The organism is Variovorax fucosicus (assembly GCF_030316825.1).
Lineage (GTDB): Bacteria > Pseudomonadota > Gammaproteobacteria > Burkholderiales > Burkholderiaceae_C > Variovorax > Variovorax fucosicus.
On record NZ_JASZYU010000005.1, the window covers coordinates 225,974 to 245,087 of the forward strand.

Here is a 19,114-nt window from a genome sequence, read left to right on the forward strand (position 1 = left end):
TCGTTCATCGCAAATCCTCTGTCAGCAAGGCCAGCACGAACACCGCGATCTGGCAGGCCACCACGATGGCGTGGCGCTGCATCAGTTGACGCGTGCCGAGCACGCGATCGGCCAGTGCGCGCGGCTGGTCGGGTGCGTCGCGCATGCCGAGCCGCTGCAGCGCGTTGTCGAGCAGGCCCGGCGAGCCGATGCGGCCGTTGGCCAGGCCTTCGAAGAGGCCGATGTCGAACTGCAGCCGCAGCGCCAGGTAGCGCTCGAGCACGCCGAGCACCGCGACCGCGCCGAAGGCCAGGCACGAGGTCAACGGAAGCGAGCGCGCGGTCAACGCCAGCACGCCGAGCGCGATGCCGCTCAGCACGAAGCCGAAGGCGGCGATGACGCCGTTCGCGCGCAGCAGGCTCGCGGTGCCGGTGCACAGGGCGCGGTCGTCGTCATTCATGGTGTCGTGCGCCTCGCGTGGCTTGTTCGAGCGCCGCGTGCCAGGCCGGGCGCAGCACGATCTGCGGGCGTGCCTGCCGCACCAGCTTCTCCGCATCGGCCAGCGCGGGCGTACCGTCGCCATGCGTCGCAACCCAGCCGATCAACGCTGCGGCGCTGCGCGAAAAGCCGAGTGCGCAGCAGATCCAGACGGCGTCGCCGCTGCGGCGCTGCGCCTCGATCACGGCGGCCGCGCGCCGCAGCCGCGCGGGCTGCGGCACCACCAGGTCGAGCATCGGCACGCAGCGCGCGCCGGCGACCGGGGGCAACTGCAGCTCGGCGCTCAGGCTCAGCAGCCGCGGCCGGCCGGCGGCCTGCCATTCGGTGGCGTTCGGAATGCGGCCCAGCCGCAGGCCCGGCAGCACCTCGACCGAAGCCGGCAGCTTGCGCGTCCAGAGCCAGGCGTTCAGCGCGGCGCCGGCACGGTAGGGCCCCAGCAGCCAGCGCGCCGACCAGGCCATGCGGCCGCGCGCATCCATCTGGAAGCCGCGCGCACCGAAGCCGATGTAGTTGAGTGCCACGGCGGCGAGCGACGCCGCCGGCCAGGCCAGCCAGAGCGCGATGCCGCCGACGGCAAGCGCCAGCGCCAGGCAGAGCGCCGCGCCGACCGCATAGAAGCCGGCGAGCTTCCAGCGCTGCGGATCGCGCGCCAGCTTCCAGGCCCGCGGCAGGGCCACCACGCGCTCCAGCGGCCAGAGCCAGACGCAGACGATTCCGAGCAGGGCACCGGTCGGGATGTCGATGAAATGGTGCTGCCATGTCGTCAGCACCGACGCACAGATCGCGAACGCCCACACATGCATCACCGCACGCGCCCAGCGCGCCGTGACGAGCCGCCGGTACCAGTCCCACAGGATCACGGCCAGCGCGATGTGCAGCGAGGGCGCCTGGTTGTAGGGCTGGTCGAAACCGCGCAGCGCGTTGAACAGAAACGCCGGTGCGCCGTCGACCGGTGGCTGTCCGAAGCTGAAGTGCAGCGGCCACAGCACGAAGCAGGTGACGGCAATCGCGGTCGCCGTGACGAGGCGCAAGGCATGTCGGTCGACCATGTGCTTGCTGCGCACCAGAAACAGCGACAGCGCATAGAACACGTTGATCGTCCAGTACGGAAAGATCGTCCATGGCCAGAACGGAATCTGCCGTTCCCATTCGAAGGCCGCGCTCGGCACCTGGGCGCGCGTGGTCGCCCACCAGTTCGCAAAACCGTAGGTCGCATAGAACAGCGGCCCCAGCAGCGTGAGCCAGGCGGCTGCGCGCTTCCACGGCCGTTGTGCGAACCATGCAGCGATCATTCCTCGACCCGTACCGCGAGCGATACCGTGAAGATGCCCCACTCGTCGACGCGCTGCGCGATCTTGCGGAAGCCCGCGGCTTCGACCAGTTGATCCATCTCGGCCTGGGTGCGCCGGCGCATCACCCATGCCTCGCCCTGGCGGTGGCTCGTCAGCGCGCGCGCGATCATCTCGAGTTGCGGATGCCAGGGCTGGCCGGTGTAGACCAGGTAGCCGCCGTCTTCCACCGCATCGCCGACACCCGCGAGCGAGCGGCTCACCATCTCGTTGTCGGGGAACAGTTCGTACAGGCCCGACACCACCGCCAGCGTCGGCCGCGGCACCACGCTCGCGAGGCTCATGCGATCGAAGGCATCGGCCTGCACGAATTGCGCCACGTCTTCGAGGCCCTTTTCGGCGATCAGCCTGCGACCGTCGCGCACGTTGATCTCACTGTAGTCGCGCAGCAGGATCGACGAGGCCTTGACCGGGCTGGCGAGCACTGCGTCGAGCACGTAGCGGCCATGCCCGGCCGCGATGTCCATCAGCCGTACTTCGCGGTGCTGCTCGGCCAGCCGCTCCATCGCTTCGCACAGCAGCTCTTCAACATGAATCTTGCGCTGGCGAATGCCACGCCAACCGATCGAGCCGAGATAGGTCTTGTCGATCGAACGGCCGAGCGGGCCCATGCCCTGCGGCTCGTTGCGATAGACATAGTCGAGCGTGCTGCCCGAATCGAAACCGGTTGCGTGGCCGAGCGCGACGCCGCGCGACAGCAGCCCGCCGAAGCGCAGTCCGCCGCGCGTCATCGCCCAGTAGGCGCCGCGCGGCGAGAGCGGCGAGAGCGGCACGGCGAGTGCGCGCGACTCGTCGGCCGTTTCGCCGTCCAGATGGGCGCTGCGCCGGTCGACCGGCACCGGCGGCGCGTCGAACAGTTGCAGCACGAAGGTGCGGATCGCGGCAACGGCCGGTGCGCGGTCTTTCTCGCCGAGCGTGTCGTGGAAGAAGCCGGGCAGCTCCATCTTGGTCTTCACCGCGCTGCCGAGCCGCTCGAAGAACTGGTGCTGCGGCTTGTGGTGCACCACCCAGTCGGCGCCGGAGATCAGCAACTGCGTCGGCAACGTGATCGCGTTGGCGTCGGCCACCACGCGGTCGGCCGCCTCGTAGAGCCCGAGCAGGATGTTGACCGCGATCGGCCGCGAAATCAGCGGGTCGCTCTCGTAGCTTGCAATGCGCGCGGGATCGTGCGTGAGGAACTTCGCCTTGACGTAGCTGTTGACGAAGAACAGCCCGCGCAGCTTGTGCATCAGGCCCAGGCCAGCCCGCGCGAACGGCACGTAGAGCTTGACCTTGAAGGCCGGCGACGCCAGCGTGAGGCCGCGCACCCTGGGCGCGTAGTCGTGCGCCCAGGTTGCGATCAGCACTGCACCCACGCTCTGCGCGATCACGTGAATGTCTTCGGGCGGCACGCCGTGCGTGGTGCCGATGTGGTCGATGAAGGTCTGCACGTCGCGCACCGAGGTCGCAAAGCCGGGGCTGTAGCCGCGCCGGCCGGGCGACTTGCCATGGCCGCGCGCGTCCCAGGCGAAGAAGTCGAAGTCGGGCAGATCCAGCTCGTCGACCAGGTGCGCCATGCGCGCGCCGTGTTCGTGGCCGCGGTGGAACAGCACGATGGCGCCGCGCCGGATTTCGCCGGTGGCCGGCCAGTGCCGATAGAACAGCGCGACCTCGTCGTGCGTGCTGAAGTGGTGCTCGTGCGCGATGCGGGAAGTGTTCATGCTATGAATTTGATAGCTTCTCGCGCCCGCAGGACGGGCGCTGCAAGCCGGTTTCTTATGAATTCTGCGGTGTGGCGGCGGCTTCGTCCAGCGCGCGGCGAACGCGGTTGACGACGGTCCACGCCACCAGCGCTGCCAGCAATGGCATGAGCCAGCCGGACCAGGCCGGCAGCGGCCACCCGAGCGCCACGTAGAGCCCGAGCGCGCCGAACACGAAGGCGCGGTCGCTCTTGCCAAGCGGCCCGTCGTAGCGGCGCGAGGCGCCGACCGTCGGCCCCAGTGCACCAGCGAACTCGCTCAGGCCGGCCAGCACGATCAACGCGCCGACCCAAAACGGGCTGAACGGCGCCACCAGCGCAAACGGCAGGTACAGCGCCGCGTCGGACACCACGTCGGTCAGCTCGTTCAGAAAGGCGCCGAGCCTGCTTTGCTGGCCGAACTCGCGCGCCAGCATGCCGTCGATGGCGTTGAGGCCCATGCGCAGGAACATCCAGAGCGGGATCAGCGCGAAGGCGGCCCGCGCCGGCAGCGCGAAGAAGAGCCAGAGGCCCAGCGCCACCGAGATGACGCACGCCGCCATGGTGACTTGGTTGGCCGTTGCGCCCTGGCGGTGCAGGCGCACCACCATCGGCCGCAACAGGGCCTGGAAACGCGGTTTCAGTTCGTAGATCGACACGCTGCGGGCCTCTTGCCATTCTTCGGTGCGGCATTCTGCCAGTGGGGCACATGGCTAAACTGCCTCATTCGCCCTATGCCCTATGACTATCCAGACCGATGACTTCGCCCCGGCCCCGCAACGCGTGGTCTCCGCCGCCCCGGCTTCGCCGAATGAAGAAGCGATCGAGCGGGCGCTGCGCCCCAAGCTGCTGCAGGAGTATGTGGGGCAGGCCAAGGTGCGCGAACAACTCGGGATCTTCATCGGTGCGGCGCGCAAGCGCGAAGAAGCGCTCGACCACGTGCTGCTGTTCGGTCCGCCCGGCCTCGGCAAGACCACGCTCTCGCACATCATCGCGGCCGAACTCGGCGTCAACCTGCGCCAGACCTCGGGCCCGGTGCTCGAGAAGCCGAAGGATCTGGCGGCGCTGCTGACCAATCTCGAGCGCAATGACGTGCTCTTCATCGACGAGATCCATCGCCTGAGTCCGGTGGTCGAAGAAATCCTCTACCCCGCGCTGGAGGACTACCAGATCGACATCATGATCGGCGAGGGCCCGGCCGCGCGCAGCATCAAGCTCGACCTGCAGCCCTTCACGCTGGTCGGTGCCACCACGCGCGCCGGCATGCTGACCAACCCGCTGCGCGACCGCTTCGGTATCGTCGCGCGGCTCGAGTTCTACACGGCCGACGAACTGGCCCACATCGTGCGGCGCAGCGCGGGCCTGCTGAAAGTCGCAATGGACGAAGCCGGCGGCTTCGAGATCGCGCGCCGCTCGCGCGGCACGCCGCGCATCGCCAACCGGCTGCTGCGCCGGGTGCGCGACTATGCCGAGGTCAAGGGCGATGGCCGCATCACCGAAGACGTGGCGCACAAGGCGTTGGCGATGCTCGACGTCGACCCGCAGGGCTTCGACCTGATGGACCGCAAGCTGCTCGAAGCCGTGATCCACCGCTTCGATGGCGGCCCGGTCGGCCTCGACAATATCGCGGCCAGCATCGGCGAGGAGCGCGACACCATCGAGGACGTGATCGAGCCCTACCTGATCCAGCAGGGCTACCTGCAGCGCACGCCGCGCGGCCGCATCGCCACGTTGGCCGCCTACCGCCATCTCGGAATTGCGCCACCGAACCGCGACGGCGACATGTTCGGCGCCTGAGGCCTTCCGCGCCCGCATCCCCTGGCCATAGGATGTGCGGGCGGCTGCGTGGGGCTTACAAGGGCTTCCCGGCGCGGCATGTGTGTTGCGCCCAACCCGAGGAGCGCTCCATGGCCTACGAAGGCGAACCCCTGAACGCCTGCGGCGTGCTTGACATCGATTTTTCCACCACGCGGGTTGTCGCGGTCAGCGGGTCGGGCCCGAACATCTGCGGGCATCTGCTGCTGCACGCTGCGGGCCGGGGCCGCCAGTTCCTCTACTTCCAGGTGGCGGGTGTCCATGCCTGCCCGCGCTACATGACGTCCGACGGCTATTCCCGCTTCCTGCGTGAAAACAGGAAAACGGAACTGGTCCGGCGCGATGTCGACGTCCCCAACCCCGCCGGTGCCCTGCTCGTGCTGGAAGAACTGATGTCGAAACCCTGGACATGGTGGCTGCTGCCGCACAACTGCGTCGCGTTCTGCGAGGATGTCATCGTTGGCGGAGGCGGCACCTGGAACTCGCGCAGCAACTGTCCGGCGATTGCCACGGATGCGTACCTCCAGGATGCCGCCACGTGGCTACTGAATGGCATCTACAGCACCTACGGGATACCGCGCTGAACGTTGCCGCGTGGCCGCGCCGACGTGCCGACCCACCTGACGACCTGAACCCATGCACACTCACGACCTCGCCCCCTGGCGCCACGAACATCGCTTCGGCGAAGCGAACGAACACGCCGAGCGCAGCACGCGGCTCGTGATGTGGATCACCGCCGTGACCATGGTGGTCGAGATCGGCGCGGGCTGGTGGTTCAACTCCATGGCGCTGCTGGCCGACGGCTGGCACATGAGCTCGCACGCGGTGGCGATCGGCCTCAGCGCCTTCGCGTACGCCGCGGCGCGCCGCTATGCGAACGACCCGCGCTTCGCCTTCGGCACCTGGAAGATCGAGGTGCTGGGCGGCTTCGCGAGCGCATTGTTCCTGCTTGGCGTGGCCGCGCTGATGGTGGTCGGTTCGCTCGAACGGCTCTGGTCGCCGGCGCCGATCCACTACCGTGAGGCGATGGCGGTCGGCGTGCTCGGGCTGGTCGTCAATCTGGTCTGCGCCCGCCTCCTGGGCACGGCGCACGGGCATGGCCACGATCATGACCATGAGCACGGCCACGGCCATGCGCATTCACACGACGCCTCGCACGCGCACGGCGAAGACCTGAACCTCAAGTCCGCGTACATGCATGTGCTGGCCGACGCCGCCACCTCGGTGCTCGCGATCGTCGCGCTGGCCGGCGGCTGGCTCTACGGTTGGGCCTGGCTCGACCCGGCGATGGGGATCGTCGGTGCGGTGCTCGTGGCGGTCTGGGCGAAGGGGCTGCTGGTGCAGACGGGCCGCGTGCTGCTCGACCGCGAAATGGACCATCCGGTCGTCGACGAGATCCGCGACGGCATCGAGCGCGGGCTGGCGGCATCGGAAACGCGCGTGGCCGACCTGCACGTGTGGCGCGTCGGCCGCGGCGCCTATGCGTGCGCCGTCACCGTCGTCACCCATTCACCGACGCTGAGCGCCGACGAGGTGCGGGCCTGCTTCTCGATGCACGAGGAGATCCGGCACTCCACCGTGGAGATCCAGCGCTGCATGCCGGACGATGAGCATCTGCGCCACGTAGTAGGTTCCCAGCACCCATAGCGACGCCAGCGGCAGCGGTGTCACGAAGCGGTTGATTGCCAGCAGCGTGTCGCTGAGCAGGAAGAAGCAGGCGCCCACCGCGACCCAGCGCGCACCCGCATCGCCGAGCACGGCGGCACGCCCCAGCGCCTGCGCCGCCATGCAGGCGATCACCACCACGTAGAGTCCGACCGGCACGCGCAGCGCCGCGGGCAACCCGCCGAACCACAGCACCGCATACATCGATGCGCCGATGGCGAGCGTCGCGGCCAGTGCGCCGCGCCGCGGAAACAGGCCCACACCCATGCGAAAGAGCGCGATGTAGGCCAGGTGCGCCAGCAGAAAGCACACGAGGCCGGGCACGAAGAGCCGTGGCCACATCAGCAGCACATCGCCCGCCAGCGAAGCGACGAGGGCGGCCAGCAACAGAAGGCCGAATCGGCCCGGAGCGCCCGCCCTGCGGGTGCGCACAGCGGCAAAAAGGATCGCAACTGCCAGCGCCAGCGGCTTGCAGACGAAGTGCAGCGCGGGCAACCCGAGCGCCGCACTTGCCGTGGCCAGCGCTGCGGCCTCGACGAACAGCGCCTCCAGTACCGACAGGCGCCCCTGCAGCACGCCGCCGATCGCCCAGAGCGCGGCGGTCAGCGCGGCCAGCCACACCGCGCTTTGCGCCAGCGGCAGGTCGTCGGCATGCCAGAGGAAAGCGGCCACGCCGGCCAGCATCAGCACGAACTGAACGGCGGCAAACCACTGCACGCCGCGCCCGACCGGCGGCTCGTAGCGCTGCTGCGCCTGCGCGATGTCGAAAGGCACCTTCGGAAACCGCGCCGCCACGTCGGCCGGCCGCCAGCCCGGCGGCTTGAACCACACACGCACCTTGTCGGCCCAGCGGCGCGCGTGCCACGAGTCCTTGGCCAGCGACCAGTAGACCTCGGCGTTGGCCCAGAGCGGATCCCAGCTTTGGAGCGGGCTGCGCGTGCCGTAGACACAGCGCTCGTCTTCCTCCTTGAAGCTGCCGAACATGCGATCCCACACCACCAGGATGCCGCCGTAGTTGCGATCCAGGTAGCGGTCGTTCACCGCGTGGTGGACGCGGTGGTTCGATGGCGAGCAGAACCAGCGGTCGAACCAGCCGAGTTTGCCGACCTGCTCGGTGTGCACCCAGAACTGGTAGAGCAGGTCGACCAGCGCTACCACGCCGAACACCAGCGGCGGCACGCCGGCCACCGCCATCGGCAGGTAGAACACCCATCCGAGCAGCGCGCCGCTCGAGGTCTGGCGCAGGGCGGTCGACAGGTTGTAGTGCTGGCTCTGGTGATGCACCACGTGTGCGGCCCAGAGGATGGCCGACTCGTGGCCCATGCGGTGCAGCCAGTAGTAGCAGAAGTCGTAGAACACCAGCGCCAGCAGCCAGCCGTACCACCGCGTCCAGAAGTCGGTGTCGGGAAACAGCGCCACCGCGGAATACACCGCCGTGTAGATGCCCACGCGCAGCAGCCGCGTCAGCACCGCGCTGATCTGGCTCAGCATGCCCAGGCCGATGCTGTTGAGCGCATCGGCCAGCCTGTAGGTGTCCGACCCGGTGCCGCGCCGCGCGCGCACGCGGCCGACCGCAAACTCGATCGCGATCAGCAGCAGGAAGACCGGCGTGGCGAGGACGATGATCTGGCCGGGGCGCATGAGCGGCATTGTGATGTGGTGCCGTGCCCACGGTCACGCGGGTGTCACCCCATTGCCACGGCGTCGTCATGCGGCCCTGCGAGCCTACCCTCCCATGCAACGCGACGATGCTTTCATCCGCGCATGGCGCGACACAGCCGGCCCCGATACCGACGAGGGAACGCGGCCGCGGCAGCGTTTTCGCACGCTGTGGATCTCCGACCTGCACCTGGGCACGCCCGGCTGCCAGGCGCGCGCACTGCTCGACTTCCTGAAGCACACCGAGTGCGAGACGCTGTTCCTGGTCGGCGACATCATCGACGGCTGGCAGCTCAAGCGGCACTGGTACTGGCCGCAGGCGCACAACGACGTGGTGCAGAAGCTCCTGCGCAAGGCGCGCAACGGTACCCGCGTGATCTTCATTCCGGGCAACCACGACGAGTTTGCGCGCAAGTACCTCAACCACAATTTCGGCGGCATCGAAGTGGCCGAGGAGTGGATCCACGAGACCGCCGACGGCCGCAAGTTGTGGATCATCCACGGCGACCTGTTCGACGGCGTGATCCAGTGCGCCAAGTGGCTGGCCCACGTGGGCGACTCGCTCTACGAATTCACGCTCAAGCTGAACCGCCACCTGAATTCGCTGCGCGCGCGCATGGGGCTGCCTTATTGGTCGCTGTCGAACTACCTCAAGCAGAAGGTGAAGCGCGCCGTGAGTTACGTCGGCGATTTCGAGGTGGCAGTGGCACGCGAAGCCCGCAAGCGCGGGGTGCAGGGCGTGGTCTGCGGCCACATCCACCATGCCGAGATGCGCGATATCGACGGCGTCCTGTATTGCAACGACGGCGACTGGGTCGAGAGCCTGACCGCGCTTGCGGAGCAGGCCGACGGCACGCTCGAAATCATCCACTGGGGCGAGCACATGCCGGTGGAGGCGCGCACACCGGTGTTGTCGCGGCGGCGGGAGCCGGCAGTGGTTTGAGGCCGGGCCGTGCGCCCTTGGCGAGGTGTTCGAAGTCGATGTACAGGCGCCGCCAGCGGAAGTAGGCTCGGGCTCCGGGGAGCGGTGTGAGATCGACAGGAGTCAAGCCATGGCGAGCAGCAACTGGGCGCGTGACTACTACACGAGGTTTCATGCGCTCGACATCCCCCATCTGGGCCCCTATCTGGATCTGGAGCGCCTGACGCCCGCGCAGGGCGAAGGAATGAGCGCCCTCTTCAGGGACTTTGCGGAGCCGATGCGGCAATTTGCCCAGGCCACAGTCGGTAGTTTGTCGTCAGGGAGCCCAGGCAAGGTGGTTCCTGTGGATTCGCCCTGGCACGCCTGGATGCTCCTGCAGATATTGCAGCGCGCCGCACACAACGTCGACGGCCGGACGAACGGCACGCCGGAGTATTTTGTGGAACTGGTGTTCCGGGGGCAGGCCAATGCCGTCTACGACGTCGAACCGTCGTTCCACCGAAAGACGACCGACCAGGAGCTTGAGCGAAGAAAGCTGGAGTTGTTCACCCTCGCATTCGGTGCACCCTGGATATGGAGCACCATCGGCATCGCCTTGCCGCCGCTCGGCGCAAAAGCGACGGCTCAACACTATCAGCAGGCGTTGACCGACCTGGTGGACATCACCGGCGATCCGGCCGTCGCGGTTCGATTCGCAAGCATGTCGGACAAGCCGCAAACGCGATCGGCAGTGTTCGTCTATGACCTGAACGGGTTCCTGCGCGAGGGTGCCGCACTCGTGATGCCGCCTCCGTTGGTCAACCGTTTGTACTTGCAGCGCGGCGCGTTTCTTTCCGTCGAACCCTCCCAACTCGCGCTTTTGAAGGACTGGCGCCTCAAGATCGAGTTTCGGCACGATGCAGGTTTCCAGGTCGTGCGTGGCGGCGTGGAGGTAGACATCCTGCCCGAGGACGACTGGTTCAAGGCGGTGCGCGATGCGTGCGCCAAATTCCTGGGCAGCGCCGCGGTGCACGAGGCCATGGAGCCCGCGGCGCTGAACAAGTTTCAGGAAAAGATGCTCGAGGCGGCTGGCGCACCCAAGGCAGTTCGTTCGGGGGAAGCCCATTCGGGCGTGCACCTTCTTCGTTGGGTCGAAGGTTTCCAGGAGATGCTCTACTGGTACGCCGTGCGCGTTTCGGAAGCAACAGCCACCGAGGCGGCACGCGAAGGCTTTCTGCCCAACATCTCGCGCAACATCGCAGAGCACAATCCGGAACTCGTCAGGCTCGCCGCCGAGCTCTACCGGAAAGAAGGCAAAGGCAGCTACGCTGCGTATTGGGAGCAAATGCTGTCCGAAGTGCAGGACAACAAAAAGCCCCTGGCGCTTTGAAAGCAGCAGGGGCTTCGGGTTTTGCGAACGCCGATGCAGCGGCGAACAACGATCTGGTGGCTCTTCACGGATTCGAACCGCGGACCTGTGGATTATGATTCCATCGCTCTAACCGACTGAGCTAAAGAGCCGAGCCCGAGATTATAGCCCGGACTCCGGCGCCGTCATCTTCACCAGGCGAGCCAACGTGCAAAGGCCGGATTCGTTAACCCCGATCGGCGCCGTCGCCCGTACAACCCCGGGTGAAAATCCCTTCATGCCTCCGGTCTCTCCCGACAGCCCTGCCGACAGCGCCGCCGTGTCCGACGATCAGCTGATGCTTGCCTATGCCGGCGGCGACACGGCCGCGTTCGATCTGCTCTATGCGCGCCACGAGGGCGGCCTGTTCCGCTTCGTGCGGCGGCTGATGGGCGTGCGGCTGTCGGCCGAGGTGGACGAGGTGTTCCAGGAAACCTGGGAACGCATCATCAAGGCGCGGGCCAGCTTCTCGCCGCAGGGCGCGAGCTGGCGCACCTGGGCGTTCACGATCGCGCACAACCTTGCGATGGACCGGCTGCGCCAGAGCGGGCGCGAGGTTTCGTACTACGCACACGATGAAGACGGCGACGGGCTCGAGGCCGGGGTGCTGTTCAGCCGCGGCCTGCTGCGTCCGGAGGCCAGCCATGCGTCGGCCGAAGAGCTGGCCTTCTGGCGGGCCGCCGGCCGCCGCCTGCTCGCCTGCCTGGACGAACTGCCCGACGAGCAGCGTGCGGCGTTCCTGCTGCAGCAGGAAGAGGATTTCACGGTCGAGGCCATTGCGCAAAGCCTCGACGTGGGCTTCGAAACCGTGCGCAGCCGGCTGCGCTACGGCTTGCAGAAGCTGCGCGTCTGCATGGAGCGCTACCTGTCGGCGCTGGAGCATCGGGCATGAACGACAAATTCCTGCCGCCCGAAGACGACGACCAGCCCGACCCGGCGCTGCGCCGTGCGCTGGAGAACGCGCCCGATCACAGCGCCGTGCCCGATTTCCGGATCGGCAAGGCAATCCGCCGCATGGCGCACCAGGCGGTGGCGCCCGATGAAGGCGCGCAGGACTTGTTGCCGATGTTGCCGGACGGGCAGCCCTGGTGGCGCCGTGTGCTGTTCGGCAGCGGTGGCAAGACCCGCATGCCCTGGAACGCCGCCTTTGCCAGCGTGCTGGTCGGCGTGCTGGTCACCGTGCTGTGGCAGCGCGAACCGGTGCCTGGCCCGCAATTGGACAGCCAGGCGCCCGCTGCGGCCAAATCCGCGGCGCCCGCTGCCGCGCCTGAACCGGCCCAGCCGGAAGCATCGGCGCCGGCTGCTGCCCCCCGCATCGCGCTGCCGCCGACGGTGACCGAGGCGCCCAACTTGCCGGGCCCGCGCACGCCGCTGGTGGTGCCCGATCTGCCGTTTCAGATGACCCTGCCGCCTCCGCCTCCGCCGCCCGCGGCGCCTGCGCCGTCGCGCGGCGAAACGACGCCACCGGCCGGTGCAAGGAAGAACGAGGCGCGTGGCGGGATGGCCGAGGAGGCTGAGCGCAGGGCCGCGCCGCTGGCACGCCAGTCGGCACCGGCACCAGCAATCGCCGCCGCGCCTGCCCCGCCGCCGATCGCGAACGACGCGGCCGTGGCGGCCGCACCCGATCGTCGCGCGGCCGCACGAATGCGTGAAGAAGCGGCGCCCCCGGCGGCGTCCGCCGGCGCTGTTGCCGGCGCCGGCAACCAGGCCAAGTCGTCATCCTCGGTTCGCACCGAAGCCAGCGAGCCGCCGAGCTTTGCGGCGCTGTCCCAGTGGACGCGCATGACCATCGTCCCGGCCAATGGTGCAACCCGCAGCTTCACCCGGGCCGAGGCGCGCGATCTCGGCACGCTGCTCGGCTCGGCCGCGCTTTCGGCGGTGAGCCCTCAGCCGCTGCGCAGCAAGGTCGAATGGCGCGTGACGCTCGAGCGCGACGGCAAGCCGCTGGCGCAGTTCGAGCTCGCGCGGGGCGAGGTGCGCTGGCGCGAGAACGGCGCGCCAGCCGCCACCGGCCAGCCGCCTGAGGGCGCGCTGGACGGCCTGCGCGATGCCCTGCGCGAAGTGACCGCGCCGCCGGCCCCGGCCGCCGCCGAGCCGCAGCCCGGGGCGCCGCGCTGACGCGCCTACCGGTGCGTGAAGTCGGCCTTGCGCTTGTTGACGAAGGCGTCCATGCCTTCCTTCTGGTCGGCCGTCGCGAACAGCGCGTGGAACAGCCGGCGCTCGAACATCACGCCGTCGGAGAGGCCGCTCTCGAAGGCGCGGTTGACCGACTCTTTCGCCGCCATCACTGCAATCTGCGAGAAATCCGCAATGGCGAGCGCGGCGCCTAGCGCCTCGTCGGCCAGCTTGTCGAACGGCACCACGCGGCTCACCAGCCCGGCGCGCTCGGCTTCGGTCGCGTCCATCATGCGGCCGGTGAGTGCCATGTCCATTGCCTTGCTCTTGCCCACCGCGCGCGGCAGGCGCTGCGTGCCGCCGGCACCGGGGATCACGCCGAGCTTGATTTCGGGTTGACCGAACTTCGCGTTGTCGGCCGCGATGATGAAGTCGCACATCATTGCGAGCTCGCAGCCGCCGCCCAGCGCAAAGCCGCTGACAGCGGCGATCACCGGTTTGCGGACGCTGCGGATGGTTTCCCAGTTGCGCGTGATGTAGTCGCCCTTGTAGGTGTCGGCAAAGCTGTACTTCGCCATTGCGGTGATGTCGGCGCCGGCGGCAAAGGCCCGCTCGCTGCCGGTCACGATGATGCAGCCGATCGCCTCGTCGGCATCGAAGGCCTTCAGCGCCGTGCCGAGCTCCGTCATGAGCGCATCGTTGAGCGCGTTGAGCGCCTTCGGCCGGTTCAGCGTGATGATGCCGACCTTGCCGGCTTCGGTGCGGACTTCGATGTTCTCGTAGCGCATGTGTGTCTCCGTGGAGGATGGTGGAATGGGGGAGCGGCGGTTCGGCTGACTATAGCGAGCCGGCCCGGTGCACACTGCGGGCCTCACCAGGAATCCCGATGACCTTAGTTCCCGCTTTTCTTCTTCTGCTGCACCTGCTTGCTGCCGCCTTCTGGGTCGGCGGCATGGCGGTGATGCATTTCGCCGTGCGGCCCGCGGCCGTGGCCATGCTCGAGCCGCCGTTGCGGCTGCCCTTCATGGCGGCGGCGCTGGGCCGCTTCTTCGTGGGCGTCAGCGTGTCGATCGGGCTGTCGCTGGCCACCGGCGTCGCGATGATCATGCTGGCCGGCGGCATGCGGCAGCTGCACTGGAGCGTGCATGCGATGCTGGCGCTGGGGCTGGTGATGATGGCGATCTACGGGCACATCCGCTTTGGCGTCTATCCGAAGCTGCAGCGTGCGGTGGTTGCCAGGGAGTGGCCGGCCGCGGCCGGGCGGCTCAACCTGGTTCGCCGGCTGGTGGCCTTCAACCTGGCGCTCGGCGTGCTGGTGTTCGCGCTGGCCGTGCTCGGCCGCGCACTCTGATCAAGCCGGGCCGGGCGTAAGCCAGCGGCTCAGCAGCGCTGCGTCCTTGGCAAACAGCCGCCAGGTCGTCACCCCGGTCGGCAGCGTGAGCGGCAGGCGCAGCAGGCGCCGGTCGCGCGCGACGATCGCCGTCATCTTCTTTTGCGGGCCGAGATAGAGCGCGAGGTCATCGAGCTTCGTGATCCGCCAGGCCTGCACCGGCTGGCCGCGTCTGGCCGGCGGCAGTTCGATGCCGATCCATTCGTCGTGGGCCGCAAAGCCGGCCTGCTCGGCCGCGCCGCCGCGCAGCACCACCTTGACCTGCACGCTGCCGCCGGTTTCGGTCACGCGCAGGCCGAGTTCCTGTGCGCGCTGGGCCGGGTCATCGAGCGTGGCGACACCATGGGCGCGCAACAGATCGGACAGCGGCAACTCGTCGGTGGAGTGCACCCAGCTTGCGATTTCTTTCGCGTACGAGCGGCCGCCCACGGCCTCCATCGCCGCGGCAAAGTCGGCCTCGCCGATCGGGCCGCCTTCGCTGCGCGTCCACAGCAGCCGCATCACGTCGTCGAGCGAGCCCTTGCCTTCCTGCCGCAGCGTGAGGTCGAAGCACAACGCCACCAGGGAGCCCTTGGTGTAGTAGCTGATGGTTCCGTTGGGTGTCTGCTCGTCCTGCCGGTAGTACTTGACCCAGGCGTCGAAGCTGGCCTCGGCGACCGACTGCACCAGGCGGCCCGGTGCCTGCAGCACGCCGTTGATGGTCTTGTTGATCAGCCGCAGGTAGGCCGCATCGTCGATGCGGCCGGCGCGGCGCAGCAGCAGGTCGTCGTAGTAGCTGGTGAAGCCCTCGAACAGCCAGAGCAGCCGCGTGTAGTTTTCCTGGTCGTAGTCATAGCGCGCGAACTCTGCGGGCCGCAGGCGCTTCACGTTCCAGGTGTGGAAGTACTCGTGGCTGATCAGGCCCAGCAGCGTGGTGTAGCCCTCGGGCTGCTTGCGGGCGTCGCGCTGCGGCAGGTCGCGGCGGGTGCAGATCAGCGCTGTCGAATGGCGGTGCTCGAGCCCACCGTAGCCGTCGTCGACGGCGTTCAGCATGAACAGGTAGCGGTCGTGTGGCGGCTTCGGCCCGCCCTTCTTGCCCACCTTGTCGCCGTGCCAGAAGCGCATTTCGGCTTCGCAGACGGTCTTGGTGTCGGCGATCAACCTGTCGCCATCGAAGGACGCGGTGGCGCCTGCCACCACGAAGCGGTGCGGCACACCGAAGGCCAGGAATTCGGCGCTCCAGAAAGCACCCATCTCGACCGGCGAGTCGGCCAGTTCGTCGTAGTCGGCGGCCCAGTAGCTGCCGAAACCCTGTGCATCGACTTTCAGGCCCGAAAGGGCCGTGGCGCACGACCAGCGGGCGCGGCCTGCGATCAATTCGGGCGCAGCAATCTCCAGCGCATGAGGCTGCCCGGTCTGGCCTTCGACGCGCAGGCAGAGGCTGGTGCCGTTGAAGAAGCCACGGTCGGCGTCGAGCCAGGCGGTGCGCACCGAGTGGTCGTAGGCACAGACCTCGTAGCGCAGCACCAGCGGCTTGCCGGCGGCGCAATCGATCTGCCAGCTGTGCTTGTCGCGCTGTTCGACCGCCACGCTGCGCCGGGCCTGCGTGGCGCTCAATCCCTGCAGGTTCTTCGCGAACTCGCGCACCAGGTAGCTGCCCGGAATCCAGACCGGCAGCGACACGCGCTGCTGCGCGGCCGGCCGGTCGATGGTGAGCGTGATGGCGAAGAGGTGCGCATGTCGGTCCGCGCATTCGACGCGGTAGTGCAGCGCCGGCGCCTTGCGGCGCTTGGTGGCAGCAACTGCGGCCATCAATTGGCCGACGCGAGCTGCTTCTCGACCTGGGCCGCGGGAATGGCGCCCGGCGCGCGCGTGCCGTCCGCAAAGATCAGCGTGGGCGTACCGGTGATGTTGTACTTGCGGCCGAACGCGATGTTGCGGTCCAGCGCCGTTGTATCGCAACTTGCGGCGGCGGTTTCGGGCTTGACGTCGCCGCCCATCCAGTCGTTCCAGGACTTCGCCTTGTCCTTGCTGCACCAGATGTTGCGCGACTTGACGTTCGAATCGGGCCCGAGCACCGGGTAGAGGAACAGGTAGACGGTGACGTTGTCGACGTTCTTCATGTCGCGCTCGAAGTGCTTGCAGTAGCCGCAGTTCGGGTCTTCGAACACCGCCAGCTTGCGCTTGCCGTTGCCGCGCACGATCTTGAATGCGTCGTTCACCGGCAGCTTGTCGAACGCGACCTCGCTGAGCTTTTCGACGCGCGCTTCGGTCAGGTTCCTGCGTGCCTTCACGTCGATCAGGTTGCCCTGCAGCAGGTAGTTGCCGTCGGCGTCGGTGTAGAAGATCTCGAAACCGTTGATGCGCACCTCGTACAGGCCCGGCATCGGCGACTTGGTGATCTCGTCAATCTTCGCGAACTGCGGAATCCGCGCGGCCAGGTTCTTGCGGATCTCGGCTTCACCGGCGTGCGTGAACGTGGTGGCCAGCGTGCTGCCGAATGCCAATGCGGCGAGGAGGGTGCGGGCGAACTTCATGGTCGGTCGTGGTCGGTTGCAGGAATCAGCGCAGGCCCATGGCCTGGCGCGCGATCCAGTTCTTCAGAAGATGGGTCTGGTTGAAGCCGCGCATGCCCCAGTTGCGCAGCGCCGGCAAGGGGTCGGCATCGTGTGCAAAAAGCTGCTGGAGGCCATCGGTGGCCAGGCTCATCGACAGCACCTCGGCGCGGCGTGCGCGTTCGTAGCGGCGCAGCAGCCGGGCATCACCCACGCTGCGCCAGTACTCGCGTTCTTTCAGCACTTCAGCCAGCGTGGCCGCGTCGGCCAGGCCGAGGTTCAGGCCCTGGCCGGCCAGCGGGTGCACCGTGTGCGCCGCGTCGCCGGCCAGCGCCCAGGCCTTGCCATCCGCCAGGCGGCCGACCCAGCGATCGGCCATGGCGCGCTGCAGCGGCCACGCCGCGCGTTCGCTGGTGAGCGTGAAGGCGCCCAGCGCATCGCCGCTGGCTTCGCGCAGCGCCGCGGTGAAGGCGGCGGCGTCCTGCTTCAAAAGTTCGGGCGCGCGGAACTGGTCGACCGACCACACCAACGCCAGCGTGCGGCCGGCAGCGCCGCCCAGCGGCAGCAGCGCGAGCACTTCGCCCTGCGCGTTGAACCACTGGCGGGCGATGCCGTCGTGCGGCCGCTCGGCCTCGAGGCGCGCCGCGATCGCATGCTGCGGATAGCGCGTCACTTCATAGCGCACGCCCAGTATTTCGCGTGTGGCGCTGGCGCGGCCTTCGCAGACCACGGTCAGCGCGGCTGGCACCGGCGTGTCGCGCACCTCGATCAACGGTTGGAAGCGCACGGCATCGGCCAGCTGGCGCTCGAGCGCCGGCACATCGACGATCCACGCCAGCGCGTCGACGCGCTGGCGCTGGGCATCGAACTGCACCCGCCCGCCCTCGTCGCCGCTGACCTGCATTTCGCGCACCGCGGTGGCGTGCACCGCATCGGGCCAGGCGCGCAGCGATTCGAGCAGGGTGCGGGAGGCGGCGTTGAGCGCGTAGGCGCGCACGTCTTCATGCGTCGATGGGGCCGATGGCGCCACCAGCGCCACGCGCACGCGTTCCCGCGCCAGCAGCAGCGCCAGTGTCCGGCCGACGATGCCGGCACCGCGAATGCAAACCTCGGGGGGAAGGGCCATGGGCGGATTGTAGGAGTTGGCGCTTCGTGGCGCGGCCTGCGGGACAATCGCACCATTCGCCCCAAGGAACCGTTTCGTGACTGCTGCCGCCTTCGATCTCCAGGCCACCATCGCCCGCCTGTTTGTCTACCCCGTCAAGTCCTGCGCCGGGGTCGAGCTGCCCGAGGCCCTGCTGACCGAAACCGGGCTCGAATTCGATCGCGCCTGGATGGTGGTCGACGCCAACAACGAGTTCGTCACCCAGCGCGAGCTGCCGCGCATGGCCCTGATACGGCCGCAGTTGAAGCACATGGAAATGGTGCTGCGCGCGCCCGGCATGCTGGCGCTGCACATTGCCTTCGACCGGGTCGAGCAGCCGGTGCGCGTGAAGGTGTGGAAGGACGAGGTCGCAGCCTACGACATGGGCGACATTGCGGCCCAATGGTTCAGCGACTTCCTGTCGGAACCGGGCCGCCCGCAGAAGCTGCGGCTGGCACGCTTCGATCCGGAGCACAAGCGCCTGTCGAACCTGCAATGGACCGGCGGCATCGAGGCGCAGAACCAGTTTGCCGACGGCTTTGCGCTGCTGGTGGCGAGCGAGGCCTCGCTCGCCGAGCTCAACGAAAAGTTGCTGGCCGCCGGCCACGCCGCGGTCGGCATCGAGCGCTTCCGACCCAACATCGTGCTGGCCGGCATCGAGGCGCAGGACGAAGACCGGCTCGAGACCATGCACATCGCCACCGGTGAGGGCGAGGCCCGGTTGCAGCCTGTCAAGCCGTGCTCGCGCTGCCCGATCCCGGACATCGACCCGGCCACCGGCGTGGCGACGCCGGAGGTGGGCGACATGCTGCGCACCTGGCGCCAGAACGCCCGGGTCGATGGCGCCATCACCTTCGGCATGAACGCCATCGTGATCGAGGGCGTGGAGCACATGCTCAAGGTTGGGCAGCCGGTCGGCGCGAACTACCGGTTCGAGTGA

17 protein-coding genes, 1 tRNA gene and 1 pseudogene are annotated in these 19,114 nt (G+C 68.2%); 9 read left to right on the plus strand and 10 right to left on the minus strand.

The window, feature by feature from the left end; translation table 11 throughout:
• Positions 1-4: 4 nt before the first annotated feature.
• From QTI05_RS26140 to QTI05_RS26155, 4 genes are read right to left on the minus strand one after another with little or no spacing between them, the layout of a single operon-like run.
• Positions 5-439: a hypothetical protein gene (locus QTI05_RS26140; RefSeq protein ID WP_286621343.1), complete on the minus strand. Its 435-nt coding sequence runs from the start codon at positions 437-439 to the stop codon at positions 5-7.
• Positions 432-1,769, minus strand: a complete 1,338-nt coding sequence (locus QTI05_RS26145) for a phosphatase PAP2/dual specificity phosphatase family protein (protein ID WP_286621344.1) — start codon at positions 1,767-1,769, stop codon at positions 432-434. The genes QTI05_RS26140 and QTI05_RS26145 overlap by 8 nt, the downstream gene beginning before the upstream one ends.
• A complete protein-coding gene (locus QTI05_RS26150; protein ID WP_286621345.1) occupies positions 1,766-3,526 on the minus strand; it encodes a bifunctional alpha/beta hydrolase/class I SAM-dependent methyltransferase in 1,761 nt (586 codons plus the stop codon). Before QTI05_RS26150 ends, QTI05_RS26145 begins: the two co-directional genes overlap by 4 nt.
• Before the next feature lie 55 nt (positions 3,527-3,581).
• Complete coding sequence (locus tag QTI05_RS26155; protein ID WP_286621346.1) at positions 3,582-4,202, minus strand: CDP-alcohol phosphatidyltransferase family protein; 621 nt, start codon at positions 4,200-4,202, stop codon at positions 3,582-3,584.
• Between the two features lie 82 nt (positions 4,203-4,284).
• On the opposite strand from QTI05_RS26155, the gene ruvB reads away from it, so the two are divergent.
• The 3 genes from ruvB (at position 4,285) to dmeF (ending at position 7,005) form a co-directional block, all read left to right on the plus strand.
• Positions 4,285-5,340: a Holliday junction branch migration DNA helicase RuvB gene (gene ruvB, locus QTI05_RS26160; RefSeq protein WP_286621348.1), complete on the plus strand. Its 1,056-nt coding sequence runs from the start codon at positions 4,285-4,287 to the stop codon at positions 5,338-5,340.
• Positions 5,341-5,450: 110 nt separating this feature from the next.
• Positions 5,451-5,942: a hypothetical protein gene (locus tag QTI05_RS26165; RefSeq protein WP_286621350.1), complete on the plus strand. Its 492-nt coding sequence runs from the start codon at positions 5,451-5,453 to the stop codon at positions 5,940-5,942.
• A gap of 52 nt (positions 5,943-5,994) precedes the next feature.
• Complete coding sequence (gene dmeF / locus QTI05_RS26170) at positions 5,995-7,005, plus strand: CDF family Co(II)/Ni(II) efflux transporter DmeF (protein WP_286621352.1); 1,011 nt, start codon at positions 5,995-5,997, stop codon at positions 7,003-7,005.
• Here dmeF and QTI05_RS26175 read toward each other — a convergent pair.
• A pseudogene (locus tag QTI05_RS26175) lies at positions 6,958-8,664 on the minus strand (lysoplasmalogenase family protein); the annotation flags it as partial. The gene dmeF and the pseudogene QTI05_RS26175 sit on opposite strands and share 48 nt — an antisense overlap.
• A 94-nt stretch (positions 8,665-8,758) precedes the next feature.
• Between QTI05_RS26175 and QTI05_RS26180 the strand changes: the two are divergent.
• Both QTI05_RS26180 and QTI05_RS26185 read left to right on the plus strand, forming a co-directional pair.
• Complete coding sequence (locus QTI05_RS26180) at positions 8,759-9,625, plus strand: UDP-2,3-diacylglucosamine diphosphatase (RefSeq protein WP_286539465.1); 867 nt, start codon at positions 8,759-8,761, stop codon at positions 9,623-9,625.
• Positions 9,626-9,734: 109 nt separating this feature from the next.
• Entirely contained in the window at positions 9,735-10,973 is a 1,239-nt protein-coding gene (locus tag QTI05_RS26185; protein WP_286621354.1) for an FRG domain-containing protein, read from the plus strand.
• Between the two features lie 54 nt (positions 10,974-11,027).
• Here the strand turns inward: QTI05_RS26185 and QTI05_RS26190 are convergent.
• Positions 11,028-11,104 (minus strand) — tRNA-Met (locus QTI05_RS26190).
• Between the two features lie 125 nt (positions 11,105-11,229).
• Here QTI05_RS26190 and QTI05_RS26195 point away from each other — a divergent pair.
• Together QTI05_RS26195 and QTI05_RS26200 are read left to right on the plus strand one after the other, a co-directional pair.
• Positions 11,230-11,883, plus strand: coding sequence for a sigma-70 family RNA polymerase sigma factor (locus QTI05_RS26195; RefSeq protein WP_286621356.1), 654 nt, complete (start codon positions 11,230-11,232; stop codon positions 11,881-11,883).
• Positions 11,880-13,109, plus strand: coding sequence for a hypothetical protein (locus tag QTI05_RS26200; RefSeq protein WP_286621358.1), 1,230 nt, complete (start codon positions 11,880-11,882; stop codon positions 13,107-13,109). The genes QTI05_RS26195 and QTI05_RS26200 overlap by 4 nt, the downstream gene beginning before the upstream one ends.
• Before the next feature lie 5 nt (positions 13,110-13,114).
• Here the strand turns inward: QTI05_RS26200 and QTI05_RS26205 are convergent, their stop codons facing one another.
• Positions 13,115-13,894: an enoyl-CoA hydratase gene (locus QTI05_RS26205; protein WP_286621360.1), complete on the minus strand. Its 780-nt coding sequence runs from the start codon at positions 13,892-13,894 to the stop codon at positions 13,115-13,117.
• A gap of 98 nt (positions 13,895-13,992) precedes the next feature.
• On the opposite strand from QTI05_RS26205, the gene QTI05_RS26210 reads away from it, so the two are divergent.
• Complete coding sequence (locus tag QTI05_RS26210; protein ID WP_286621362.1) at positions 13,993-14,457, plus strand: CopD family protein; 465 nt, start codon at positions 13,993-13,995, stop codon at positions 14,455-14,457.
• Here QTI05_RS26210 and QTI05_RS26215 read toward each other — a convergent pair whose 3' ends face one another.
• From QTI05_RS26215 to QTI05_RS26225, 3 genes are read right to left on the minus strand one after another with little or no spacing between them, the layout of a single operon-like run.
• On the minus strand, positions 14,458-16,287 hold the full coding sequence (locus QTI05_RS26215; RefSeq protein WP_286621363.1) for a M61 family metallopeptidase: 1,830 nt from the start codon (positions 16,285-16,287) through the stop codon (positions 14,458-14,460). It abuts the gene before it with no gap.
• Positions 16,287-17,012, minus strand: a complete 726-nt coding sequence (locus QTI05_RS26220; RefSeq protein WP_286621365.1) for a DsbC family protein — start codon at positions 17,010-17,012, stop codon at positions 16,287-16,289. The genes QTI05_RS26215 and QTI05_RS26220 overlap by 1 nt, the downstream gene beginning before the upstream one ends.
• A 25-nt stretch (positions 17,013-17,037) precedes the next feature.
• Positions 17,038-18,156: an FAD-dependent monooxygenase gene (locus tag QTI05_RS26225; protein ID WP_286621367.1), complete on the minus strand. Its 1,119-nt coding sequence runs from the start codon at positions 18,154-18,156 to the stop codon at positions 17,038-17,040.
• A 76-nt stretch (positions 18,157-18,232) separates the two neighbouring features.
• Here QTI05_RS26225 and QTI05_RS26230 point away from each other — a divergent pair, with 76 nt between their 5' ends.
• On the plus strand, positions 18,233-19,114 hold the full coding sequence (locus tag QTI05_RS26230; RefSeq protein ID WP_286621369.1) for an MOSC domain-containing protein: 882 nt from the start codon (positions 18,233-18,235) through the stop codon (positions 19,112-19,114).